This is a genomic window from Rhizobium sp. 05L419, from assembly GCF_056397845.1.
In genome coordinates this window covers 268,217-292,130 of record NZ_JBFTOF010000003.1, presented here as the reverse complement: position 1 = coordinate 292,130, position 23,914 = coordinate 268,217, and the positions used below count along the sequence as shown (strand labels likewise).

The window sequence follows — 23,914 nt, the reverse complement described above, 5'->3', positions numbered from 1 at the left end:
TGGAGGCGATGTGGGGTAGTGGCATGTCGGCGACGGCAGCGGCGGAGGCCGCCGCTGCCGGTTCGATCTGTCACCAGCTGTCGCCCTTGAGCGTTGTCAGTTCTGCTTCCAGAAGCTCGAGGTTTTCGCTCGCCGTTCCGCTGCCCGAGAGGGTGTTGTGTACCGCAGTCCAGAACTTGGAGGAGACCTCGTTGTACTTGACCTTGGTCGTCGCCGAGGGGCGCGGCACGGCGTTTTGGAAGATCGGCTTCCAGTTCGGCATGAACGGCTGGGCTGCAGCAACGTCCTTGTCGTCGTAGAGAGCCTGCAGGGTCGGCAGGTTGGAAAGCTCGATGGCGCGCTGCTTCTGGCTTTCCTTGGAGGTAAGGAATTTCACCAGGGCAACGGCGGCATCAGGGCTCTTGGAATATTTGGAGACGGCGAGGTTCCAGCCGCCGAGCGTCGAGGAGGGCTGGTCGCCTTCAGCGGCAACCGGCAGCGTGGTCACGTCGAACTTGCCCTTGACGGCGCTGTCGGCGCCATTGCCCAGTGCATAGGCGTAAGGCCAGTTGCGCATGAAGATGGCGTTCCCGGTCTGCCAGACGCCGCGGGACTCTTCTTCCTGATAGGCGAGTACGCCGGACGGAGAAATGGTTCCGACCCAGCTCTTGGCGCGCTCGATGGCGGCTGCGGCCTTTTCGTTGTTGATGGATATCGAGCCGTCGGTCTCAACGATCTGGCCGCCGCCAGAGGACTTGATCCATTCCAGCGCATCGCAGGTGAGGCCTTCATAGGCATTGCCCTGGAAGACGTAACCCCAGAGATCCTTCTGGCCGGCTGCGCGTTCCTTCTCCTGAATCTCCTTGGCGGTTACCGCCATTTCGTCCCAGGTCTTGGGCGGCTGCTTGCCGTATTTATCGAGCAGATCCTTACGATAGAAGAAGGCCGGAGCGTCGGTGTAGAGCGGCAATGCGACCAGACGGTCGTTGACCGTCTGCGAGGCGATGATCGAGGGGAAGAAATTGCCCACGACATCCTTGGCGGCATCCTTCAGATCGAGGAACTGTTCGGCCAGCTGCGGCGCCCAGATGACGTCGGTCTGGTAGACGTCGACATCCTGGTTTCCGGCTGCAAGCCACAGGCGATATTGCGAGAACTGTTCGGTGGACGACGACGGCATGGTCACGATGCTGACCTTGTTGCCGGTCTCCTTCTCGAAGGCGTCAAGCTGTTTGCGCAAGAGGTCCAGGTTCTTGCCGGTCGAGCTTGCCGAAATGCTGATGTCGGCTGCGAAGGATGGCTGCGCAATGCCGAAAAGAGCGGCCGCAACGGCGACCGCAGTGAAACGAAACTTCATATCTTCCTCCCAAAAAGAACCAAATGACTTGAGAATTGAAATCGGTTTGGCTGGAAAAAATTGTCAGAAGGGCGATATGGTGTCAAGTGGGCAACGAAAACAGCGATGGAATGCATCGAGAACCCATGTTAATCGAAACAAAAACATGTAGATGGTCTTGTTTCTGCCTGTGGACGGCCTGCCGTTGGTTCAGTACGAGCAATAAATAAAATTGAAATCGATTTGGTTGATTGCAGCTTTCCGCTGTTCCGACATAAGAGGATCAGTGGTTTACGGTGTACAAATGATTGAAGTGCTGATCACGAAAGACGCGTCGGAGCATGAAACTTAAAGAGTTCGCCAAACAAGTCGGGCTGTCTCCGACGACCGTCAGCCGGGCGCTCAGCGGCTATCCCGAAGTCAGCGAAACGACCCGGGCCCGCGTCGCCGAAGAGGCGATCAGGCTGGGGTACCGGCCGAACGTCAATGCAGTACGCCTGAAGACCGGGCGCGCCGGTGCGATCGGCGTGGTCATGGGCCGTGCCGGCGAGTTTCATTTCGCGGAATTCATGGCCGGCATGGCGGAGCGGCTGGTGACCGAGGACACCGATATCCTCGTCATTCCGATGGCCGATCCAGACCAGAGCGACGAGATGCAGCACTATCGGCGCCTCGTCGAGAGCCGACGCGTGGACGCAATCATCGTGCATTCGCCGAGGCCCAGCGACGAACGCATTGCGCTACTGCACGAACTCGGCATGCCGTTTCTCGTTCACGGCCGCTCTGATATCGATGTGCCGCATGCTTGGCTCGACATCGACAATGAAGGGGCGATCCGGCGGGCGACGTCGCATCTGATCGATCTCGGCCATCGGCGGATAGCGATGATCAACGGCCGCCCTGGGGCGACCTACGCGCTTCATCGCGACAGCGGGTTCCGCAGTGCCCTGCAAAGCCATGGGATCGAGCCCGATCCACAGCTGATGGCGAGCGGCAACTTCACCGACGAGCTCGGCTTTCGATTTGCCCGTTCGTTTCTCGAACAGTCAAACCCGCCGACGGCCATTGTCGCAGGGTCCATGATGACGGCGCTGGGCGTCTACCGCGCGGCACGATCGCTCGGGTTGCAGATCGGACGGGACGTGTCGGTGATCGCCCACGACGATGTGTTTCCCTATCTGACCGCCGACAACATGGTGCCGTCCCTGTCTGCCACACGTTCGTCGATGCGCGCGGCCGGGACGCGCTGCGCCGACCTCGTCCTCCAGCTTCTGTCGGGCCGATCGCCGCTTGAAATCCACGAGTTGTGGCCAGTCGAGCTCATTTTGCGCGAATCGACAGAGCCATTCCGACAGCTTCAACTTTGAGCGCGTGCAGCTCGCCGGGCGGTCGCTGAACGCCGTCCGGTAGAATATCGCGCCATTCCGACAAACTCTGGAAAGAAGATTTCATTGCGGATGTTATTTCAGGCGACGATTGATTGAAGGGGGGCGCAGGGCGCTCCATATTAGTTACAGTTGTTTCATGCATGTCGGCCATTCCTCCCGGTCGGCGAGACAACCGTTCCCCTCTGGAGGTTTTGACCTTCACGATTTGAGCCACCGTTCACGCGGTGGCTTTTTTTTGACCGTCGCGAAACTGCGCGCCGGAGCCTTCGCGGGCAGGTGCCCATTCCTCCATCAGCAACCGGGGCTGGGGATTGGTTTGCGGCAAGCGATCCGGTATTGATCACGGCGTCGACCATTCCGACTGGCAAGGTCCGGAAACACTCTAGCGGCGGCTCCTCCCGTCTGGAACGGCACAGGCCTCGCCGCCTCCGAAAAGGCGGGAGCGGGTGAGAAACCGTTTCTCGCGTCCATTGTCCAGTGAGAACATGCCGCCGCGGCCGGGAACCACGTCGATGATCAACTGCGTGTGCTTCCATGCTTCGAACTGGCTCGCGCTGATGTACACGGGCACGCCTGCGATCTCCCCCAGTTTCACATCGCTTTTGCCGATGAGGAATTCATCGGCGGGATAGCACATCGGCGACGAGCCGTCGCAGCATCCGCCCGACTGGTGAAACAGGATGTCCGGGTGGTCTAGCCTTATGTCATCGATAAGCCCGATGGCGTCATCCGTGGCAAGGACGCGGGGTTGTCCGTTGACGGTGGTTTCCATGATTCTTTTCCTCCCCGGGCGAGAACCCGCTCCCCTTCAGGAGCGGGTCGTTGGCCTATGCGTCACCGCTTTTTCTCAGAAGAAACCGAGTGCCTTCGGGCTATAGCTCACCAGCATGTTCTTCGTCTGCTGGTAGTGGTCAAGCATCATCTTGTGAGTCTCGCGGCCGATGCCGGACTGCTTGTAGCCGCCGAAGGCCGCGTGGGCGGGATAGGCATGGTAGCAATTGGTCCAGACGCGGCCGGCCTGGATTTCGCGGCCGAAGCGATAGCAGCGGTTTGCGTCGCGACTCCATACGCCGGCACCCAGGCCGTAGAGGGTGTCATTGGCGATCTCCAGGGCTTCCTTCTCGTCCTTGAAGGTCGTGACGGAGACCACGGGGCCAAAGATCTCTTCCTGGAATATGCGCATCTTGTTGTGACCCTTGAAGACCGTCGGCTTGACGTAGTAGCCGTTGGCGAGGTCGCCGCCGAGATCGTTGCGCGCGCCGCCGGTGAGAACCTCGGCCCCTTCCTGCCTGCCGATGTCCAGATAGGCGAGGATCTTCTCCAGTTGCTCGTTCGAAGCCTGCGCGCCGATCATCGTTGCGCTATCGAGGGGATTGCCCTGCTTGATGGCTTCAACCCGTTTTACCGCGCGCTCCATGAAGCGGTCGTAGATCGATTCCTGGATGAGGGCACGGCTTGGGCAGGTGCAGACCTCGCCCTGGTTCAGCGCGAACATCGCGAAACCTTCGAGCGCCTTATCGAGGAAATCGTCGTCCTCTGCCATCACGTCGGCAAAGAAGATGTTCGGGGATTTTCCTCCGAGTTCCAGCGTCACCGGAATGAGGTTCTGGCTGGCATACTGCATGATGAGGCGACCGGTCGTCGTTTCGCCGGTGAAGGCGATCTTGGCGATACGGGGGCTGGTGGCGAGCGGCTTGCCCGCCTCGAGACCGAAGCCGTTGACGATGTTGAGCACGCCCGGCGGCAGAAGGTCGCCGATCAGTTCGGCCCAGACAAGAAGCGAGGCAGGGGTCTGTTCAGCCGGCTTGATGACGACGCAGTTGCCTGCGGCAAGGGCCGGCGCAAGCTTCCAGGCGGCCATGAGGATCGGGAAATTCCAGGGAATGATCTGGCCGACGACGCCGAGCGGCTCGTGGAAGTGATAGGCGACGGTGTCGTGATCAATCTCGCCGATCGAGCCCTCCTGGGCGCGAATGCAGGAGGCGAAGTAGCGGAAGTGGTCGATCGCCAGCGGAATGTCGGCGGCCAGGGTTTCGCGGATCGGCTTGCCGTTGTCCCAGGTCTCGGCCTGCGCCAGGAGTTCCAGCTTGTCCTCCATGCGGCTCGCGATCTTCATGAGGATGTTGGAGCGGTCGGCGGCCGAGGTGCGCGCCCACTTGTCCTTGGCAGCGTGCGCGGCGTCGAGGGCGGCGTTGATGTCCTTTTCGCCGGAGCGCGGAATTTCGCAAAGCTTGCCGCCGGTGACGGGCGTGATGTTGTCGAAATACTTGCCTTCGATCGGCTCGCGCCACTCGCCGCCGATGAAGTTGCCGTATTTCAGCTTGAACGGCGATTCGACGATTTTCTGATGCAGCATGTCATCCTCCCTTGAATGAGCCGGGCCCGGAAGCGGACCCATGGGAGGAAACCTGCGCGCCTTTTGCGTCGGTAAACAGGTCTGCAAATTGATACCGCACCGCACAGTGTCGCAGCCTTGCGACAGGCCGGGCGGCTGCAAACCGGTCAGTGAAGGTTGAGCTTCTTTATCTTCCTGTGCAGCGTTGCGCGGCTGATGCCGAGCGCAATTGCGGCCTGCGAGACGTTGCCGCCCGAGCGCGACAGCGCCCGCAGCAGGGCGGCGCGTTCTGCATCGAGGAGGTCCTCGTCGTCGGAAAGGCGGGTTTCATGCAGGGCATCGGCTGCAGGGATGCCCGCTGCTATGCGCCTGTCATCCAGTTTGAGGGCAAGACGGGCGGCCCGCGTTGCACCGAGCACCAGGTCGTGCCGGTCGACGGCAAGCAGGGCCGCAGCCGGGTTCGTGCCCGCCGCCACCATCAGGAACCGGGCGCCGGCAAAGGCACTGCGAAAGAGATTGATCTCGATGCGCATCGCGGCATCGCGCACCATCTGGGCGATTATGGCGAGCGTCATCTCGTTGACATCCTCGCGGCAGGTTGAGATGTCGAGCGCGGCCGCCAATTGCCCGCGGTGATCGCGGATCGGCGCAGTCGTGCAGCTCAGGTTGATGTTCGAGCAGAAGAAGTGCTGGTCGCGAAAGATCGAGATCGCGCGTTCGTCGGCAATCGCCGTTCCTATGCCGTTCGTCCCGATGCTGGCTTCGGTCCAGACCGAGCCGATCCAGAGACCGAGATCGTGAAACTGCTTGTCGTCACCTGCCGCGCCGCGCCGCTCGAGCGCGATGCCGTTGCGATCGGTCAGCAGAAGGCAGCAGCCGGCCTTGCCGGTGGTCGTGAACAGCCTGTCGAGTTCGTCGGAAGCACTGGCGATCAGCTGCTCGGATTCTTCTATGGCACGTCTGAATTCGTGATCCGTCAGGCGCAGTGGCGTGCGCCGGTCTTCGGGAGCAAGCTGGTGCATGGCGATGCAGCGGCGCCATGAAGCGACGACCGAAGAACTTGCCGCGGCCGAATCTCTCTGTGTGCACGTGTAGACGTGCTCCGCATGAGCCGATTGCTCGTGCATTGGCTCCTCCCACCAACTGTCCGTTCAGTGTGGCGGAAACCCCAGCTGTTGGCAACTCGCGCCTGCCGAAGGGCACCGTCATGTATAGGTGCTGCGGTGCCGAAACTGTCTCAGGATTGCGACACCTCACGATGGCTATCGATCGCCGCGGCGGTGTACCCGCTTTTAAGATGACGCCTTCGCAAGCTCGGGAACTTTTCGCCATCTGAGCGGTTAAGGCCTTTCATCACCAGAAGGGCGGGCTCGATGCCGCACATCCGCAGGTTCGATCAAAAAAACAGCCGGATGGACGGACGCGATCGGCTGATCGTTTCGCTCTATGCGCAGCTCAAGGCCGAGCGGCAGACGCGTGAGACGCTGGAATGGGTCATCCGCAATGGCGCGCTTTCAAAGGAAGTGCTGGGGGCGATCGCGGCTGATCCAGTGCCGGTGGTGACAGGCGAGGATATCGCATCCGTCGAGAAGATCATTGCCTTGGACGAGCGGCGGCGACGCAGAGCGCGGGACGACACCTAGAGGGGAGAGTGCAATGGCAGCACGGGCAAGCTGGAAAGGCCATCTGAAAGTGGGGGACCTGGTGTGTGCCGTCGGCCTTTACACGGCGGTCTCGGTGTCCGACCGGATCTCGTTCAACATCGTCAATCGAAAGACCGGCCATCGTGTCGAGCGCCAATTCATCGACGGTGAAACCGGCAAGCCGGTGGAGCGTGACGATCAGGTCAAGGGGTATCGGCTGGACAACGGCGAATATATCGTGATCGAGGGCGAAGAGCTTGCGGAGTTCGTGCCGGAAAGCGACAAGATTCTCAATGTGCAGAGCTTCGTTCCCGACGACGAAATCAACAAGCTCTATTTCGACCGCCCTTACTATCTGGCACCTGTGAGTGACGACGACGAAGAAGCTCTTGCCCTGATTGCCCGCTCGATGCGCGACCAGAAGGTGGCAGCGATCGGCGAGGCCGTGCTCTTTCGCAAGCAGCGGACCGTATTGATCCGGCCGCAGAATGATGCGGTCATCGCGACCACGCTGAGCTACGACTACGAAGTGCGCAATGCGGAAACCGTCTTCAAGGATATTCCGGAGATGAAGTTCGACAAGGAAATGCTCGAGCTGGCCGGCCATATCATCACCACCAAGAAAGGCGCCTTCAAGCCGCAGGAGTATGAGGACCGTTATGAGACGGCGCTTGCCGAACTGGTGCAAGCGAAGATCGAGGGCAAGGCCCCACCAAAGAGGAAGCCACAGACCCAAGGCAAGGTCATCGACCTCATGGAGGCGCTTCGCCAAAGCGCCAAGGCCAGCGCAAAGCCTGCCGGCAAGGCCCGTACTGTTAGCCGGTCGGAAAAAGCGGGCTGACCATGGCTCTCGAGACTTATCAGGCGAAGCGCGATTTCAAGGTTACGTCCGAGCCCCGAGGCCGGGGGCAGGGCGAGACAGCGCGCGGCGGCAATGCGCTCAGCTTCGTTATCCAGAAGCACGATGCGACAAGACTTCATTACGATTTCAGGCTCGAGCTGGACGGCGTGCTGAAGAGCTGGGCAGTGACGCGCGGCCCAAGCCTCAATCCGGAGGACAAGCGCCTCGCCGTGCATGTGGAAGACCATCCTCTTGCCTATGGAGATTTCGAAGGGATCATCCCGAAGGGGCAGTACGGCGGCGGTACGGTCATCGTCTGGGACCGCGGGACGTGGACGCCGCATGGCGATCCGCACAAGGGCTACAAGAAAGGTCACATGGAGTTCGACCTCGACGGCGAGAAGCTCAAGGGGCGCTGGCACCTGGTGCGGATCCACGGCAAGCCGGACGAGAAGCATGAGAACTGGCTGCTGATCAAGGCACAGGACGAGGAGGCGCGCCACAAGGGCGATATCCTGAAACTGCGCCCGGAATCGGCAAAAACCGGCCGGAAGATCGAGGAGGTTGCGAAGAAGCCGGACGCGACCTGGCAGTCGAAACCGAAGGGCAACGGAAAGGCCGTTGCCGCCAAATCGAAGGCAAGCCGTGCAAAGGCGCTGTCACACGCCACGCCAAATGGCGCCCTGAAGGCAAAGCTGCCCGATTTTATCGAGCCGGAGCTTGCCAAGCTCAAGCCGAAGCCTCCGGCGGGCGATGGCTGGATCCACGAGATCAAATTCGACGGGTACAGGCTGCAGATCAGGCTGGCCAAAGGCAAGGTGACCATGCTCACCCGCAGCGGCCTCGATTGGACCGATCGGTTCGGCAAGGGCCTCGCCGATGCGTTCTCGGCACTGCCTGTCGACACGGCGATCATCGATGGAGAGGTGGTCGTGGAGCGCGACAACGGCGTGTCCGATTTTTCTGCGCTGCAGAACGAGCTCAGCAAGGGTCGCAGCGACCGGTTCGTGTTCTATGCCTTCGATCTTCTCTATCTCGACGGCAATGACCTCAGGGAGGCGGCGCTCACGGATCGCAAGAACCTGCTGGAAAACCTGCTGTCGGGAGATGGCGAGACACTGCGCTACAGCACCCATTTTACCGAGAACGGCGCACGCGTGCTCGATCACGCCCGGCGGCTCGGTCTTGAGGGAGTTATTTCCAAACGTGGTGGCAGCACTTATACCTCCGGGCGTACAGGCGACTGGGTCAAGTCGAAATGCTCGGAGCGCCAGGAGTTCGTGATCGGAGGATATGTGCCGTCGACTGCGACGAGGGGCGCGATCGGTTCGCTCGCGATGGGATACTATAAGGACGGCAAGCTGAAGCATGCAGGCAGGGTCGGAACCGGCTATTCGGTCTCGACGGCGCAGATGCTCTACAATCGGTTGTCTGCGATCGAGCAGAAGAAGAGCACTTTCGATGATGCGTTGACAACGGAAGAACGGCGCGGTCTCGTCTACGTTCAGCCGCGGCTTGTCGCGGAGGTGGAGTTTCAGGCATGGTCGAGCGACGGGAAATTGCGGCACGCGGCTTTTCGGGGGCTTCGCGAGGACAAGGCGGCAGGGGACGTGATGCGTGAAACAGAGAAGACGACTGCTCGGGAGCTGCCGCAGTCCAGCGTCACGCTCACGCATCCGGACCGGATCTACTGGCCGGACGAGGGTGTCACCAAGCAGGGACTGGTGAGCTACTATGCGCAGGTCTGGCGCTTCATGGAGCCCTATGTGGTCAAACGGCCACTGGCGTTGCTAAGGTGCCCGGACGGTATCAGCGGGCATCAGCGGTTCTTCCAGAAGCATGCGTGGAAAGGCATGAACCTGCACATCGAGCAGATCGCCGATCCGAAGGACCGGGGCGGCGAGAAGCTGCTGCGGATTGCCGACTTCGACGGCATGGTCGCGCTCGTCCAGTCCGCAGTGCTGGAAATCCACCCCTGGGGCGCAACCACCGATAGCTGGGAAAAGCCGGACATGATCACGATGGATCTCGATCCGGCCGAGGATGTGACGTGGGGCGAGGTGATCGGCGCAGCGCTGGAGCTGAAGCAACGCCTTGAAGGCGCCGGGCTGGCGGCCTTCGTGAAAACGTCGGGCGGCAAGGGTCTCCATGTGGTGACGCCGCTGCAGCCAAGGGCAAGCTGGGTTCAGGTGAAGACCTTCGCCAAGGCGCTGGCGGCCTCAATGTCGAAAGACCAGCCGGACAAATATCTGGCGACCGCCACGAAGGCGAAACGGAGCGGCAAGATCTTTATTGACTACTTGCGCAACGGACGCGGCAACACCGCGGTTGCGGCGTATTCGACGCGTGCTCGGCCGGGCGCTGCGGTCTCGATGCCGCTCGACTGGCACGAACTGACAGACGAGATCGGTCCGGCGTATTTCACCGTCGACAATGTACCCGCGCGCATGGAGGCCCTGTCTCAGGATCCCTGGGCGGAGTTCTTTTCCGCAGCGGTGCCGCTGCAGAAACCGAAGTGATCGGCATTGCTGGGAAAGTCAGATAGACTTCGGCCCTTCGCTATCCTTGGCGAGGCTTTTCTTAAGTGCCTCCCTTATGTTGACGACGTTGCCCGTCGGCTTGGCCGCGGATCGCTTGGCAGCGGCCGGTGAGGATTTCACGAGGTTCTTCTGTTTCGCCCGGATCATCGCCCTGATCCGCTTCTGAATGGGATCTTGAACCATGGACGGCTTCCAATCGCCGGTTCTGTCCTTGATGAGCTTGTTCATCATCGCAAGGATCGTCGTATCCACGTCGCTTTGCCTGTCGATCGTTGCCGCAGGCTGACGGACTTCGTCGCCGAAGTGGAGCGTCCAGAGGATGATGCCTTTTCCCTGTGGTTCGAGCAGAACCGCCCGCTCGCGCCGATAGAGGACAAGGCGCGCGATGCCAACGACGTCGTTCGCCTTCATCGCCTCGCGTATGACGCAGAAGGCCTCGACGCCCACCTTGTCTTCCGGGGCGAGAAAATGCGGTTTGTCGTACCAGATCCAGTMGATCGAGCCACGCGGAACGAAGGTGTCGATATCGATCGTGCGGGTGCTTTCCAGCCCGACTTCGTCGATCTCTTCGTCTTCCAGAATGACATAATCGTCTTCGCCGCGCGGGTAGCCCTTGACCTGATCCTTGTCCGCGATCGGCTTGTGGGTGACGCTGTCGACATAGCGGCTTTCGACCCGATTTTTTGTCTTTCGGTTCAGGACGTGGAAGCGAATCTGGTTGCTATCCGTGGTCGCAGGCGTCAACGATACTGACGCGGTGACGAGCGAGAGCTTGAGATAGCCCTTCCAATAGGTTTGACGCGCCATTTGTCCCCTGACGCTCTTCGCGCCATCTCCCAAAGCCACAATGCGGCGATTTCGCATAACGAAGGGAGAGGCGGTTTGGTTCCATCTCACAAAGGATCTTGTGACGGTCGAGCGTCTTAGACGTCTGCTGCCGGCGCCAACAACTCCCGTCCCGATATCTGATCCACCGAAATAGCGAAGAAGATTGGGATCTCCGTCTCCGCGGAGCCCGTGCCCGGCTTGGAGGAGCCAGGCTCCCACCACAGCGAACGTTTCTGCAACAACTGCCAGGCGTAAATACGCTCATTGTGCTGATGCGGCGTGTCGGGCAGTTCCTGGAAGGTGCCCACCACGACGACGCTCTTCCATAGGTGATGTTCGCCGGTTTCCTCCACTTGAATGCAGGCGTTTGGATTGGTGCGCATCCAATCTATTTTCTGACCCGGCAGCGAGAAGACATAGACCTTCTCCGCATCGAAGGCATAGTGAATGGGCACAACGTAAGGTCGGTGGTCATGAACGCAGGCAAGGTGTCCGACGTTTCCCCGTGCCAGGAGTTCCCTGCATTCGCGTTCCGTCATGTCTCTAACGCCCATGGGTGCCATCCCCGTCGCTGTGGTCCACTGGGATGGAGCGTCGCGGTATTCGGTGCTTGGCCAAGCGCGGAACGACTATCTCCCCTGGGTTGCGGTTGATGTTTTCGAGTGTCGCCTCGAAGAGCTCCTGCGCGTAAGCAATTGCCGAATTCGCATCCGAAGGCGAGAGCTTGATGTCCTCGCATTTCGACCGCATCGCGCGGCGAATGGCGGAAAGGGCCTGCCGGGCGTCGTGTTTGTCGCCGGCTTTTACGAGAAGGCCCAAGGAGGTCATCGCGACGACTTCCAGAACAGTTATGCGGCCCTCTATTTCACCCATCGACGGAATGGCGAGGCTCGCTCCGTTTCCGAAACCGTCACGTTTAGCGTTATACACAGTGAACTCCTTTGCGACATTTGGCCGATCTTTGTGGCTCGGCAGACATCTGCCGGCAGACTGGCCGCGTTTTGGGATCTCGACCGAGAGTGATCGCAGGAAATGAGGGAACCTCAAGGCCGCACGGCGTCGGCTACCGTGTCTGTTCTGAACGAACGAAGCATATACTGAAGCGTCGACGGTGTATTTCTGACGCGAACTTCGTCGTCGATGGGCCGGGCAACCGGCCCGGTGCAGACGCCTCGGTCCCTTCCACACCATGCATCGAACTCGGCTCGCAGACCACCCAGATCGTAGGGCGAAAGCGTTCCTTTGTGATCAAATGGAAGGGACATGGCCTAACTCCCCTTACTGGGGCGAGAACCCTCGCTCTCAAGCGGCAACGCCCGTTTCGGTGGTTGCCGACGGATACCCTATACCTACCACACAGCCGTGTATCGCGATTTCGTCAGGGCAGGGCGACGAAATCGATTGCGCCGGGCTCATGCTGTTTCGCTGCCAATGACCATCGCCGAAGGTCTACCAAAGAACGCCTTTGAGCGTGATATAGACGATGAACGCCAGACTGATCGCCGGCGTCGATTTGATCAAGAACTCAACATACCGGAACTGGCCGATATACAGTGCCGTCTTCTTCCAGGAATGGATGCTTGCTGCGGAAGACATCACGTCCTCCTTTGGTTGGGGCTGGGGACGTCTCGCCACCCTTGAAAGCAGCGCCCGTTCACATGCTGCCACCACCATAAATATGGGGAGTTGGCACCGGCGCCACAAGGTCGCTCATTTCTTGCGAACGCCGACAGCGTTCATCACTTGACGGCCGAGACCGCCAGCTATTTGCTTTTGTCGGAGTGCGATCACGTGCAGCGAGGGGCTGCGGATCCGATCAGCGAAAATCCTGAGCCGTAAGGGTGAAATTGTTTCCCCGCCGACGCGCGTAGGCCCTGGACGCAGCCTCTTGGATTGAAGGTCGTGTTGCATCGAAGGCATTCAGGCATGCCGCTTCGGTGGCGCTTCTCAACACCTCCGCTTCGACCAAAAACCTCACCTCGAACATGCCGTCGTATCCGAGAAAGCGCACACCTTGTCTCGTTTCGTCAAAACTGCGGCTTCTATTGGGGAAGATAAGCGCCATTGCAGTCCAATCCTTTGGTGGCGAAGCGCCAATGCCGTGCGCGATTATTTGAGGCGTGGAAACGATCCTCATTCAGTGGATCGCGATCTCGAACGGCGCGCGTTCGTCAATCGATCGGTCGGTTCGGCATTGGGTCCAACGCGACATCTAAGGCGACTTTTCCGTCTCCGGTATATTACTGCGCCTTTGCTGGGCGTTTAACAACAACAGAGTTCATCTGTCGCTGAGTATCGCCTATATGGCAGTCCGTTCGGCATTCAATGGATGGTGTAGGAGACGTATTTGTCTTCGAGCAGCGCCTCTGTTGTCGCGACAAGCTGGACGGCGCCAGCGATGATCTTGTCGGAATAATCCGTATTCGCAACTGCGACGTCGTCGGTCAATTTGCGGAGCGTTTCTTTCGTTTCCAGCATCGCGGGCAAGAGCTCCAGCTGGCCAGCCTCCGCCAAGCCGTGCGTCAGCTTTACAATTGTCGTCGCGAGATGGTCGATGAGCGCACGTCTTTCGGTGACCGACAGTGCCGACGGCTTCTTGAGTATTGTCTCTGCGGCTGGATGCATGGCCAAGCTCCCTCTATGGGTTAAGTGTCCCTATCCGGCGCATAATCAATGCCTGCTGTAAAATGAGCTTGCGCTGGGCTTGCAAAGGGTGAAGCAATGCCATTGCTCCTTCGGCGGCGCGGATGTTCCGCACGAGGTCGCGAACTGGCTTGAATAGCTCGCCAAGATTCATTGGCAGTTGGGGCTGTCCATTGCGCATAGCGCGAGGACCTTAAACGCCGCGGGACGTTAGCCATGACGAACGGTCAAAAGACGAAGGCGACACGGGATCAGCCGCGCCGCCTCCGCTTTGCCCAGCCTTAGTCGCCGGCATGTTTCCTCATGGACTCGGCGATCTGTGCCTTGACCGCGCTCAGGCCAAAGCTTGCGCCCGCCTGCATCGGTGGGAAATCGATCGCTGACTTGGCCAGTTCTTCGACCTTCTGCTGAACGAGGACAAACCGCCAGAATTCATACTTGTACCATTCGAAATATTCGAGAGAGCCGTTGTTTCCGTCCTGGAACGTGGTTCGCTCGAAGGGGTCGAGACGCAGGTTGACTACGGTCGGTGCACCCAGAGTGATGGTGTCGCCAAGCCAGCCGGCTGGTTGAACCTTGAAAGTGTATTTGTAGTCGTCGACACGGGCCGCACCGAGTGTGCTTTCGGCAAAGTACCATATCTCATGCCGGCTCGATGGTCCGGTTCCGGTGATCATGCTTGTCTGGTCACTACCGTCCAGATGCACCTTGTACTTCTGACCGTTTAGTTCCTTGCCGGCCTTCAGTTCGACGATGATATTCGGGTCGCCGGCAGCGGCCAGGAAGGTCGGAAACCAGTCGAGGCCGGAAATCAGGCCATTGCCAATCGCTCCTGCCGGCACGTGGCCGGGCCAGCGGATCATCGCCGGAGCACGGAAGCCGCCTTCGAACGTCGTGCCCTTGCCACCGTAGAACGGCGTCTGTCCGCCATCGGGCCATGTGAAGTTCTCGGTGCCGTTGTCGGTGGTGAACATGACGATGGTGTTGTCGTCGACACCCATGTCCTTCAGCTTCTGCATGGTTGCGCCGACAATGTCATCTAGTTGCGCCATACCTGCTTCATGAATGGTCCAGCCATTCTCGGAGTTGCGCATCTTCTCGTATTTTTCCGAGAGATGGGTCACGATGTGCATGCGCGTCGGATTGAGCCAAAGGAAGAAGGGCTTGCCCTCGGCCTTGGCCTTGTCGATGAACTTGAAGGAAAGGGCCTGGATTTCGTCGTCGACGGTTTCCATCCGCTTCGGGAAGAGCGTGCCGGCGTCCTCGATCCTCTGTTTGCCGACCTTGCCCCAGCGCGGCATCACCGTGGCATCATCCACGTCGGTGGCCCAGGAATGGACCATGTTGCGCGGGCCGACCACGTTGAGCATGTCTTGCGGATAGCCGGGATGAGCCGGGTCTTCCATCGCATCGAGATGATAAAGATATCCGAAGAACTCGTCGAAGCCGTGGACTGTCGGCAGGAACTCGTTGAGGTCGCCAAGGTGGTTCTTGCCGAACTGGCCGGTGGCGTAGCCCTCGGCTTTGAGTGCCGTGGCAATGGTCGGCGCAGCTGCCGGTATGCCGATGGGAGAGCCCGCCTGGCCGACGGTGGTCATGCCCGTGCGCACCGGCAGCTCGCCGGTTATAAAGTTCGCCCGTCCTGCCGTGCAGCTAGCCTCGGCATAATAATCGGTGAAGAGCATCCCCTCGGCGGCGAGCTTGTCGAGATTGGGGGTTCGTCCCGCCATCATGCCCCTGTTGTAGGCGCCGATGTTCCAGATGCCGATGTCGTCGCCCATGATGACGACGATATTTGGTTTGTCAGCGGCTTGGGCAGGCACGAACATGCTGCTTGCCAACGCGACGGCAAGGGAGAAGGATTTGACGCTAGGTAGCTTCATGGCTCTTTCCTTCGGTTGCATTCCCACGCGCCCGCCGACACCGGCGTGCAGCCGGTGCCTGAGCGCCTCCATAGAGGCCTGAACTAGCAGTAGTAGACGCCAACCGCGCAACGTCGGACTGTGCGACGTGCGACCCCCGCCACGCTGTAGGGCGTGAGCGGCCGGCCGATCCTGGCTTCGGCTGGCGTGACGATCCCATCCGTCAGCGGAATCGAAAGTCGCTCTGCCACCTCAACGCCGGAAAGCCCGATCGCTGCGGCGACCAGAAGAATTTTGCATCGTCGGAACATGGTCATTTCTTCGCTCCCTTGGCGAGATTATCCGGAAGCTCGTCGATGTCTTTAAGCTTCGTCAGATCGACCTTCTTGGCGTTGGTGGTGTTCTTGAAGCCGTAATCCTCTGCGACAACGCCGGTGCCGGTCTTCCAGTCGCTGATCTGGATACTGTATTGCGGTCCCTGATCGACCTCTTTGGCGGTGATCATGTATCGGCACGGATAGGGCTGGTCGCCTTGTGCGATCCATATCTGCCAGTCCACTTCCTTGGCGCGAAACGCCAGGTGGTCGCATTCAACGCCGCCGATCACGCCGCTTCCAAGGTCCTTGATATCGACGACGTCGCGCATCAGTTCGCTGTCGGCATCCGGCAACAGCAGATCTGCGCCCGGAACAGGTCTATGCAGTTTATCCCTCAGTTCGTCGATCAGGTGATCGATCGTGCCGGGGACTTCGGCTTGTGCATAGAGATTGGCGTCCTTGCCCAGCAGCGTTACCGTTTTGCCGTCGAACGTCAATTCGACATTCGCGAACCCACCGGATCGGGTCACCCGGATCTTGTCCGGTCTGCCCAWTTCAATCTTGCCGGAACTTGCYAGCAGRAWCTTCTGATGTTCGGGGGTGACGACCTCGAGATTGGTGTCATAGGTAAATGAGATCGCCTTCTGGGCGGCGAGATAGTCCGACATCGCCTTCACCAGCCTCTTGGCGTCGGCTTCGTCGGCATTCGCAGGCAATAGGGAACCCGAAATGACAAGGGCAAGCGCCACGGACGCGAGCGCGCCGGCAATACGGCAGAAGGCTCGTTGAGGTCGTTTGGTCATCGGGCGTGCCCTCCCTGGATTGATCCGATTGAACCGGCACGATTTGCTCCAGGTGTCGCGAGCGCGAACGAGCATCTGCCAGCCATTGACGTTTACATCCAGAGGGCGACGAACGCCCGTAACATCGGGTATGCTCTGTGCCCATCGCGTTGTAATTGCTGTCTAGCGGCTTTGCGCTAACGCGGTTGAAGACCCGGTGTGCGATCTATCGGCAGCAGCATCGTCGACTCCACTTCATCGAGTACCGGCAACCCCGCCTTTCGGAGATCGGCAATCAGGCGTGCCCGATCCGCTGACTGGAAATTGCGCGCCTTGAGCTCGGCTACAATGTTGGGAATGAAATCGGGTCTCATCTCGTTGAAACGCGACGCTTCCAGACGGGCATCCTGGATCAATCCCGCGTCGACATAGACGACTGCCGCGACCGCATGGAAAAGCGGGAACTTCTGCAGGTCTGCCTGCTTGATCTCGATGACAGCCGTCCTGTCGTCGTCCAGCATGTAGGCGGCGAGCGCACGCGTCCCGTGATAGTAGCCGGCGCCGCCAGGGTTGAGGGCGAGCGCTCGGTCCAGCAGCGCGGCGCCGCGCCGCCACTCCCCACTCATCGCCAGGCGGGTTCCAAGCTCTCCCAGGAGCTCGGTGTCGTTGGGGTTGGTGGCCAGGGCCTGTTCGCCGACATGGAGTGCTTCTGGAACCTGCTGGCTGAAGAACAGGGCAGTCATCAGCGCCTGAAGGGCGCGGGTATTGCCGGGGTCCAGCTGAACGGCGCGACGGGCAGCCTGAAGGCTGCGCTCTATCGGTGCCGGCGAATTGGGCTTCGGATTGAACTTGAAGCGATCCTCGTCGAGGTAGGTGATTGAGAGCATCGCCCAGGCGGTCGCAAAAGCCGGATAGCGGGCAACGGCGCTCTCGAGGCAATCTCGCACGTCCGCATGGCGCTTTGTGCTCAACTCTGCGCGATAGGCATAGAAGCCCAAGGTGCAGCCATAGATACCCAGGTCGTCGGGCGGCGGATTGGCGGCATCCGCCTGCGCCATTATGCCGTAGGGTTGTGCCACGGCAGTCGCGACCTTATTGGCAACGTCTGACTGGATGGCAAAGAGATCGCGGGTGCGCAAGTCGTCATCATAGGTTTGGGACCAGAGTATTTCGTCTGTCTCCGTATCGAGGAGACGTGCCGTCACGCGCACGCGTGGACCGGAGATGCGGACAGCGCCGGCAAGAAGGAAGCGTGCGCCGAGCTCGCCGCGAATTTGCGAGGTTCCGACCTCCGGCGGCAACGACTTCGACGTCTCGCGGCCGAACACCCTGATTTCCTTGAAGCGGGGAAGGGCGGTCAACAACTCCTCCGTCAGCCCGTCCGTGTAGAGTTCGGCATTCTGACCCTCGCCAAGGTTGGCGAACGGGGCGATGACAAGCGAAGGACCCTCCGACTCCGATAGGTTGACGCTGGGTCTGGATGACGCCGCAAAGTGCCGAGCGGCAAGGACGGTCAATCCCACAGCGCTGACCACGGCGACCAGCCCGACCGCGATCATCGACAGTCCGCGCCGGCGCAGAGGGTTCGACGGCCGCAAAGCCTCTGAAGGCGCGAGCGGACCAGGCATGTCGGGCGGCGCGTCCGAAATCAGCTTGTTCCAGCTAAACGCCGGCACGTAGCCGCCTTTGGGGATGTCTATTCGGACCGCGTCGTTCTGCCCGGCAACAAGGTAATAGCGCTCAAGCGTCCGCCGCAAGCGGCCCGCCTCGATGCGCACGACCGGGTCGTCCTGAGTAAATCCTTCATCGCGCTTGAACACCTCGATGGCGATGGAATAGCCCTTTATCCGGTCGCTGCGACCTGCAAGCGCTTCCTCCGTCACGTAGGTCAGGAATGCAGCGCTCCGGCCGATATGAGGAAATTCCGGGCTGGTCAGGATGCGTTTAAGCTGAGCTGCAATGTCGTCCTGGCTGGGGGGAGGGCGCGAAAATGCTGGCGCAGCATCGCGCTCGGTTTCCAAGGCATCTTGCATGGCTTCTTCCTCACCCGCTCTCGAGGGATGCGTCTACCTCAGATTTTATTAGTTGTATCTACTGTAACCTACTGCACAAATTGATCCACGTCCACGACTGTAACGTAGGGGGGCGCGCGAGAGCGAGCAGGCTATCAATTGATGCCGTGGCGGACGAGATCCGACCCAATAGGCGAGGCATTTTCCCAGAGGCAGTAAGGGCTAGGGGCAGAAGCCCGGGATGTGCCGGATCCGCTGTCCACCAGAAGTATCTGGTGCAAGGATCACAGTCGTCCGGCGCCCGGGAATTCGCTGGCTCTCGTCGTTGGCGCGTCAAGAAGAGTGAGCCTTCGTCCGCATGTGGGAGAGGAGCGGAACGTGATGGCTTCGTCGCACGCTTTGCCATCCTCGACGTCCAGCATCGTTCAGTTGACACCCGATTGGACCAACACAAAACCCACCGCGGCAACGCCGTCAGAGGAAATCGGCATTATCGCAATTCGCGATCCAATACCCGCAAAAGTCGCCGCTCACGACTTCGCGCGATTCTCGCTAAATTAGCTGCAGCACTTTGTATTGACTGATGGACCGCAGCAGGACGATTCCCTGGCGTTCTGCTCGGCCAACCATCGATCTCGGGGTTTACAGCTTGCCGGCCGGGGCGCGAGGGCAACGCGAAGGACACCTTCCGTCTCGACAGGATCGCCAGCGCAAAACAGTTGCATTGGGCGAACTCCGTCGCTCACCTCGAAGGTCAGCTTGGCCGAGCCGTCCAGCCCGACGTGTTCTGAAACCTTTCGGATTATGGATGCGAATTTCCCAGCTGCCATATGGGTGCGACCACCTTCATCGACATCCCATAGCTGGACGAAAATTTCCGACCAGGCTTCCGGGTTTGCACCGCAGTCAAGAGCCGAGAAGTGTCCCGCTTTCACCTCGGTCACGTGATAGCCAGGCTTGATGGTGTTGCCATCATACTCGAATGCGAGACCGAGACCGGGTTTGGAAGCGATCCGGCCTAGCAGCTGTCCGAGCGTGATGTCGGTCGGAGCGGGAAGGCTATTGTCGATCATGTTCATCTGCGCTATCCCTCTATTTCAATACTTCAAGGATTATTGAAATATGGATGATCGTCAAGCCCTCATGTCCTTCACGGCTCTTTCGCAGGAAACGCGCCTCGCGGTCGTCCGCACTTTGGTCGTCGCTGGTCCGGAAGGAATGGCGGCTGGCGCTATTGCCGAGAAGATGGGCGTCTCTCCGTCGAACATATCCTTCCATCTCAAGGAACTCGAGCGCTCGGGGTTGATCGCCCAGAGGCGGGAGTCCCGCTCGATCCTCTATAGCGCCAACTACGACGCGCTTTCGGGTCTGGTGACTTTTCTGATGCACGACTGCTGCGCCGGCCATCCGCGGATTCTCGGAGTTCCCCAAACCGACGGGGATTGCTGCTCCGCCGAAACGCCGGAAGCGAACCAGCATGCGTGACGCCTGGAACGCGATTTCGCTCGCGACGATCTCCGCCCTCGGCCTGACCCAGATCATCGGCTACGGGACGCTCTACTATTCCTTCTCGATCCTAGCGCCGGGCATGGCGAAGGACCTCGGCATCACGCTCGAGCAGGTGTTCGGGGTCTTCTCGGCTTCGTTGTTCGTTGGCGGGCTTTCCGCTCCGGTCATTGGGAAGCAAATAGACAGGATCGGTGCGGCGACCGTCTTGACCGTCGGCTCGCTTTTCTCGGCGCTGACGCTCGCCCTCTGCGCCTGGTCACCGTCCGTCGCCGTCTTCGCGCTCGCTATCGTCCTGCTCGAGATATCCTCCGGGATGGTCCAGTACCAGGCAGCCTTCGCGGCCCTCGTCGAAAGCGATCCCAAGACGGCCTCCCGGAGCATCACATACCTCACTCTTATCGGCGGCTTTGCCTCCACGATCTTCTGGCCGATCTCGGCCGCTCTGATGGGATACCTGTCGTGGCGGGAAATCTATCTGGTGTTCGCGGCCCTCAATCTGGTCGTCTGCATGCCCCTGCATTTCTGGATGATGCGGAAGGGAAGGGCGGCGAGCGCCAACGGAGCCATCCGCGAACGCGAGCGGGTGTTCGGCGCGATCCCGCCGGAAGCACGCCGGGGTGCCATGGTTGTCGTCTCCGCCGCCTTTGCGATCCTCGGGTTTACACTGGCATCGATCCTCGCGCACATGGTTCCGATGCTCGGCAGTCTCGGTCTCGGAACCGCCGCGTTGGTCATCGGTTCGTTGTTCGGACCCGCCCAGGTTTTGAGCCGCCTGATCAACATGATCTTCGGGACACGCCTGTCGCCGCCTATGCTTGCGGTAATCTCGGCTGCGCTCATGGTCGTTGGCATCGTGATCCTCGGCCTGAGCGGCAGCTGGCTGCCGGGTGCCGTCGCGTTCGCGATCTGCCTTGGCCTGGGGTCGGGGATCAATTCGATCGCGCAGGGCAGCCTGCCGCTGTATCTGTTCGGCAGCGATGGCTACGGCGCGATAACCGGCAAGATGGCGGCGGCGAGGCTTGCGTTGGGAGCCGCCGCGCCCTTTGTCTTCGCAATGGCGATGGAACAGCTCGGCATCGGTCTATCGCTGTTCGCCACGGCCGCGCTTGGGACGGTCGGCATGGCCGCATTCGTCAGCGTCGCGATGGCGACAAGGCGGAGCCTCGTCGCCGCTGGCTGATCAGATCGACTTCAACTGCACTCGCTGTTCGAGCTTGTCCGCGTCTTCCTTCCGCTCGCTGTAGCGGTCGGTCAGGTAGGGCGAGGCGTCACGGGTCAGCAAGGTGAACTTCACCAGCTCCTCGCAGACGTCCACGACCCTGTCGTAATAGGAGGACGGCTTCATCCGTCCATCGGCGTCGAACTCCTGATAGGCCTTGGCGACCGACGACTGGTTGGGGATGGTGATCATACGCATCCAGCGGCCGAGGATGCGGAGCTGGCCGATGGCATTGAACGACTGCGAGCCGCCCGACACCTGCATCACGGCGAGCGTCTTTCCCTGGGTAGGCCGCACCGAGCCGACGGCGAGCGGAATCCAGTCTATCTGAGACTTCATGACGCCGGTCATCGCGCCATGGCGCTCGGGGCTAACCCACACCTGACCCTCAGACCATTCGGAAAGCTCCCGCAATTCCTGAACCTTGGGATGGCTAGCAGGAGATTCATCGGGCAGGGGAAGGCCCTTGGGATCGAAGACCCTGACTTCGCAGCCCATGCGCTCGAGAAGACGACGCGCCTCGTGGGCGAGAAATCTGCTGTAGGAAACCTCGCGGAGCGATCCGTAGAGGATCAGGATACGCGGCTTGTGGCTCGAGAACTGCGGGCGGAGCGCTTCTAGGTCAGGCTGGCGTAGATGCCGCTCTTCGAGAGCGGGAAATGTGTCAGACAATGCGCTTTCCTTCCTCGTCGAGGACCTTCTCTCCGTCTTCCTTGGTGAAGGCACCCTTGTGAGTGTCAGGCAGGATGTCGAGCACGAGTTCGGACGGCCGGCTCAAGCGGGTGCCGAGTGGCGTAACGACGAACGGCCGGTTGATGAGGATAGGGTCCTTCAGTATTGCATCGAGCAACTGGTCGTCGGTGAGTGCTGGGTCTGCAAGACCAAGCTCATCGTAGGGTGTTCCCTTCTCGCGGATCGCCTGCCTAACCGTCAGGCCTGCATCGCGGATCATCTTCGTCAACTCATCTCGCGAGGGCGGCGTCTTGAGGTATTCGATCACGGTCGGCTCGATGCCGGCGTTGCGGATCATCTCCAGAGTGTTTCGCGAGGTCCCGCATTCGGGATTGTGGTAGATCGTGACGTCCATGGTCATGTCCTTTCGATTACGGTGTTTCGAGCGACGGCTGGTGCTGCCTCGTACCAGCCCTTACTGCGGTTCACGATCCAGACGACCGACAGCATGACCGGGACTTCGATCAGGACGCCGACGACGGTGGCGAGGGCCGCGCCCGACTGGAAACCAAACAGGCTGATGGCGGCCGCCACCGCGAGTTCGAAGAAATTGCTGGCCCCAATGAGGGCCGATGGCCCGGCGACGCAATGTTGTTCGCCTGACATCCTGTTCAACAGGTAGGCAAGCCCCGAATTGAAGTAGACCTGGATGAGGATCGGTACCGCCAGCAGGCCGATGATCGTCGGCTGTGCGATAACCTGTTCGCCTTGGAAGCCGAAGAGAAGGATCAGCGTCGCGAGCAGCGCGACGAGCGAGAGCGGCTGCAGCTTCGCCAAAAGGGCGTCGAGCGAACGAGTTGTGCCGGCGGCGGTGAGCAGCTTGCGGACGACCTGCGATATCGCTACCGGGATCAGGATATAGAGGATGACGGATATCGTCAGGGTATCCCACGGAACGGTAATCGCCGACAGACCCAGCAGTAGCCCTACGATCGGCGCGAAGGCCACTATCATGATCGCGTCGTTGAGCGCCACCTGAGACAGGGTGAAGTGCGGCTCGCCTCTCGTGAGGTTCGACCACACGAACACCATCGCAGTGCAGGGGGCGGCCGCCAAGATGATCAGGCCAGCGATATAGGAATCGATTTGATCGGCCGGGAGAAGGGGACGGAAAATCCAGCCGACGAACAGCCAGCCGAGCAGCGCCATCGAGAACGGCTTGACCGCCCAGTTGACGAAGAGGGTGACCCCGATCCCTCGCCAATAGCCGCCGACCTTCGCCAGCGAGCCGAAGTCGATCTTCAGCAGCATCGGGATGACCATCAGCCAGATAAGCACGGCCACGGGAATGTTCACCTTGGCAACTTCGGCCGAGCCGATGGCATGGAAGACGCCGGGCACTACATGCCCGAGCGCGATACCGACAACGATGCAGAGGAGGACCCAGACGGTCAGATATCGTTCGAAGGTGGACATCTCATTCGGCCTTTGCGGATTTGACTGAAGCGCCTTCGAGCGACCCGATCTGGCGAACATGCTGCTGGAGCGCCAGGCGGTCGATGGACGCGAGTGGAAGATTGATGAAGGCGGATATGCGGTTCTTGAGGAAACGCGCCGCCTGCGCGAAGGCGCGCTGGATTTCGACCTCGGTCCCGACGACGGCGGCGGGGTCTTCGACACCCCAATGGACGGTCATCGGATGGCCGATCCATACGGGGCAGGCTTCGCCGGCGGCGCTGTCGCAGACGGTGAAGATGAAATCCATCTCCGGTGCGCCTTCTTTGGCGAACACGTCCCAGCTCTTGGACGAGAAGCCAGTCGAGGGATAGCCCAAGGCCTCCAGTTCCTTGATCGCGTGCGGATTGACTTCGCCCTTGGGCTGGCTGCCGGCAGAGTATGCCTTGAACCGGCCGCCGCCCTCCTTGTTCAGAATGGACTCGGCGAGAATAGAGCGTGCGGAATTGCCCGTGCACAGGAAGAGCACGTTATAGGTCTTGTCGGTCATGGT

The 23,914-nt window shown here is 60.3% G+C and carries 25 protein-coding genes; 6 read left to right on the top strand and 19 right to left on the bottom strand.

Translation table 11 applies throughout. From position 1 onward, the window contains the following. Positions 1-70: 70 nt before the first annotated feature. On the bottom strand, positions 71-1,336 hold the full coding sequence (locus AC1DMK_RS05440; RefSeq protein ID WP_477857583.1) for an ABC transporter substrate-binding protein: 1,266 nt from the start codon (positions 1,334-1,336) through the stop codon (positions 71-73). A gap of 320 nt (positions 1,337-1,656) precedes the next feature. Between AC1DMK_RS05440 and AC1DMK_RS05435 the strand changes: the two genes are divergently transcribed. Continuing rightward, a complete protein-coding gene (locus tag AC1DMK_RS05435; protein ID WP_037058490.1) occupies positions 1,657-2,682 on the top strand; it encodes a substrate-binding domain-containing protein in 1,026 nt (341 codons plus the stop codon). Between the two features lie 403 nt (positions 2,683-3,085). On the opposite strand, the gene AC1DMK_RS05430 is transcribed toward AC1DMK_RS05435, so the two are convergent. The 3 genes from AC1DMK_RS05430 to AC1DMK_RS05420 form a co-directional block, all read right to left on the bottom strand. Continuing rightward, on the bottom strand, positions 3,086-3,475 hold the full coding sequence (locus AC1DMK_RS05430) for a DUF779 domain-containing protein (protein WP_477857581.1): 390 nt from the start codon (positions 3,473-3,475) through the stop codon (positions 3,086-3,088). A gap of 75 nt (positions 3,476-3,550) precedes the next feature. After that, on the bottom strand, positions 3,551-5,059 hold the full coding sequence (adh, locus tag AC1DMK_RS05425) for an aldehyde dehydrogenase (RefSeq protein ID WP_037058486.1): 1,509 nt from the start codon (positions 5,057-5,059) through the stop codon (positions 3,551-3,553). Between the two features lie 146 nt (positions 5,060-5,205). After that, on the bottom strand, positions 5,206-6,165 hold the full coding sequence (locus AC1DMK_RS05420) for a helix-turn-helix domain-containing protein (RefSeq protein ID WP_037058484.1): 960 nt from the start codon (positions 6,163-6,165) through the stop codon (positions 5,206-5,208). A 246-nt stretch (positions 6,166-6,411) separates the two neighbouring features. Between AC1DMK_RS05420 and AC1DMK_RS05415 the strand changes: the two genes are divergently transcribed. From AC1DMK_RS05415 to ligD, 3 genes are read left to right on the top strand one after another with little or no spacing between them, the layout of a single operon-like run. Further along, on the top strand, positions 6,412-6,681 hold the full coding sequence (locus AC1DMK_RS05415; RefSeq protein ID WP_037058482.1) for a hypothetical protein: 270 nt from the start codon (positions 6,412-6,414) through the stop codon (positions 6,679-6,681). 13 nt (positions 6,682-6,694) lie between these two features. Further along, on the top strand, positions 6,695-7,522 hold the full coding sequence (ku, locus tag AC1DMK_RS05410; protein ID WP_037058480.1) for a non-homologous end joining protein Ku: 828 nt from the start codon (positions 6,695-6,697) through the stop codon (positions 7,520-7,522). A gap of 2 nt (positions 7,523-7,524) precedes the next feature. Then, positions 7,525-10,041: a DNA ligase D gene (gene ligD, locus AC1DMK_RS05405; protein ID WP_477857577.1), complete on the top strand. Its 2,517-nt coding sequence runs from the start codon at positions 7,525-7,527 to the stop codon at positions 10,039-10,041. Positions 10,042-10,059: 18 nt separating this feature from the next. Here the strand turns inward: ligD and ku (AC1DMK_RS05400) are convergent, their stop codons facing one another. The 11 genes from ku (AC1DMK_RS05400) to AC1DMK_RS05350 all read right to left on the bottom strand — a co-directional run bounded on the left by ku (AC1DMK_RS05400) (position 10,060) and on the right by AC1DMK_RS05350 (position 19,585). Beyond that, positions 10,060-10,869 carry a non-homologous end joining protein Ku gene (ku, locus tag AC1DMK_RS05400; RefSeq protein WP_477857575.1) on the bottom strand — a complete coding sequence of 270 codons (810 nt, stop codon included), beginning with the start codon at positions 10,867-10,869 and terminating at the stop codon, positions 10,060-10,062. 116 nt (positions 10,870-10,985) lie between these two features. Then, positions 10,986-11,444 carry a pyridoxamine 5'-phosphate oxidase family protein gene (locus AC1DMK_RS05395; protein WP_037058473.1) on the bottom strand — a complete coding sequence of 153 codons (459 nt, stop codon included), beginning with the start codon at positions 11,442-11,444 and terminating at the stop codon, positions 10,986-10,988. Then, positions 11,434-11,820 (bottom strand): hypothetical protein, encoded by a 387-nt coding sequence (locus AC1DMK_RS05390; protein ID WP_477857573.1) that lies wholly within the window; start codon positions 11,818-11,820, stop codon positions 11,434-11,436. The genes AC1DMK_RS05395 and AC1DMK_RS05390 overlap by 11 nt, the downstream gene beginning before the upstream one ends. Before the next feature lie 519 nt (positions 11,821-12,339). Continuing rightward, complete coding sequence (locus AC1DMK_RS05385) at positions 12,340-12,486, bottom strand: hypothetical protein (RefSeq protein WP_196246718.1); 147 nt, start codon at positions 12,484-12,486, stop codon at positions 12,340-12,342. A 220-nt stretch (positions 12,487-12,706) separates the two neighbouring features. Further along, positions 12,707-12,955 (bottom strand): DUF1488 family protein, encoded by a 249-nt coding sequence (locus AC1DMK_RS05380; protein ID WP_037058890.1) that lies wholly within the window; start codon positions 12,953-12,955, stop codon positions 12,707-12,709. Between the two features lie 257 nt (positions 12,956-13,212). Next, positions 13,213-13,515: a hypothetical protein gene (locus AC1DMK_RS05375; protein ID WP_037058471.1), complete on the bottom strand. Its 303-nt coding sequence runs from the start codon at positions 13,513-13,515 to the stop codon at positions 13,213-13,215. Positions 13,516-13,814: 299 nt separating this feature from the next. Further along, positions 13,815-15,362 (bottom strand): arylsulfatase, encoded by a 1,548-nt coding sequence (locus AC1DMK_RS05370; RefSeq protein WP_477857708.1) that lies wholly within the window; start codon positions 15,360-15,362, stop codon positions 13,815-13,817. Positions 15,363-15,499: 137 nt separating this feature from the next. Then, positions 15,500-15,712, bottom strand: coding sequence for a hypothetical protein (locus AC1DMK_RS05365; protein ID WP_037058467.1), 213 nt, complete (start codon positions 15,710-15,712; stop codon positions 15,500-15,502). Next, positions 15,709-16,515, bottom strand: a complete 807-nt coding sequence (locus tag AC1DMK_RS05360) for a DUF2092 domain-containing protein (protein WP_477857571.1) — start codon at positions 16,513-16,515, stop codon at positions 15,709-15,711. Before AC1DMK_RS05360 ends, AC1DMK_RS05365 begins: the two co-directional genes overlap by 4 nt. A 176-nt stretch (positions 16,516-16,691) precedes the next feature. After that, the gene (locus tag AC1DMK_RS05355; protein WP_477857570.1) at positions 16,692-18,527 is read right to left on the bottom strand and encodes an adenylate cyclase; all 1,836 of its coding nucleotides are present in this window, start codon (positions 18,525-18,527) and stop codon (positions 16,692-16,694) included. A 536-nt stretch (positions 18,528-19,063) separates the two neighbouring features. Beyond that, positions 19,064-19,585 carry a DUF6428 family protein gene (locus AC1DMK_RS05350; RefSeq protein ID WP_477857568.1) on the bottom strand — a complete coding sequence of 174 codons (522 nt, stop codon included), beginning with the start codon at positions 19,583-19,585 and terminating at the stop codon, positions 19,064-19,066. Positions 19,586-19,628: 43 nt separating this feature from the next. Here AC1DMK_RS05350 and AC1DMK_RS05345 point away from each other — a divergent pair, with 43 nt between their 5' ends. Both AC1DMK_RS05345 and arsK read left to right on the top strand, forming a co-directional pair. Continuing rightward, on the top strand, positions 19,629-19,991 hold the full coding sequence (locus tag AC1DMK_RS05345; protein WP_477857566.1) for an ArsR/SmtB family transcription factor: 363 nt from the start codon (positions 19,629-19,631) through the stop codon (positions 19,989-19,991). Beyond that, positions 19,984-21,195, top strand: a complete 1,212-nt coding sequence (arsK, locus tag AC1DMK_RS05340; RefSeq protein WP_477857564.1) for an arsenite efflux MFS transporter ArsK — start codon at positions 19,984-19,986, stop codon at positions 21,193-21,195. The genes AC1DMK_RS05345 and arsK overlap by 8 nt, the downstream gene beginning before the upstream one ends. Here the strand turns inward: arsK and arsH are convergent, their stop codons facing one another. Genes arsH through AC1DMK_RS05320 form a run of 4 tightly spaced genes read right to left on the bottom strand, consistent with a single transcriptional unit; the run spans position 21,196 to position 23,911 of the window. After that, complete coding sequence (gene arsH, locus AC1DMK_RS05335; protein WP_477857562.1) at positions 21,196-21,906, bottom strand: arsenical resistance protein ArsH; 711 nt, start codon at positions 21,904-21,906, stop codon at positions 21,196-21,198. After that, positions 21,899-22,327 carry an arsenate reductase (glutaredoxin) gene (gene arsC / locus AC1DMK_RS05330; protein WP_037058457.1) on the bottom strand — a complete coding sequence of 143 codons (429 nt, stop codon included), beginning with the start codon at positions 22,325-22,327 and terminating at the stop codon, positions 21,899-21,901. The genes arsH and arsC overlap by 8 nt, the downstream gene beginning before the upstream one ends. Beyond that, entirely contained in the window at positions 22,324-23,382 is a 1,059-nt protein-coding gene (arsB, locus tag AC1DMK_RS05325; protein ID WP_477857561.1) for an ACR3 family arsenite efflux transporter, read from the bottom strand. Before arsB ends, arsC begins: the two co-directional genes overlap by 4 nt. 1 nt (position 23,383) lies before the next feature. Then, positions 23,384-23,911, bottom strand: coding sequence for an arsenate reductase ArsC (locus tag AC1DMK_RS05320; protein ID WP_477857559.1), 528 nt, complete (start codon positions 23,909-23,911; stop codon positions 23,384-23,386). Positions 23,912-23,914 lie beyond the last annotated feature (3 nt).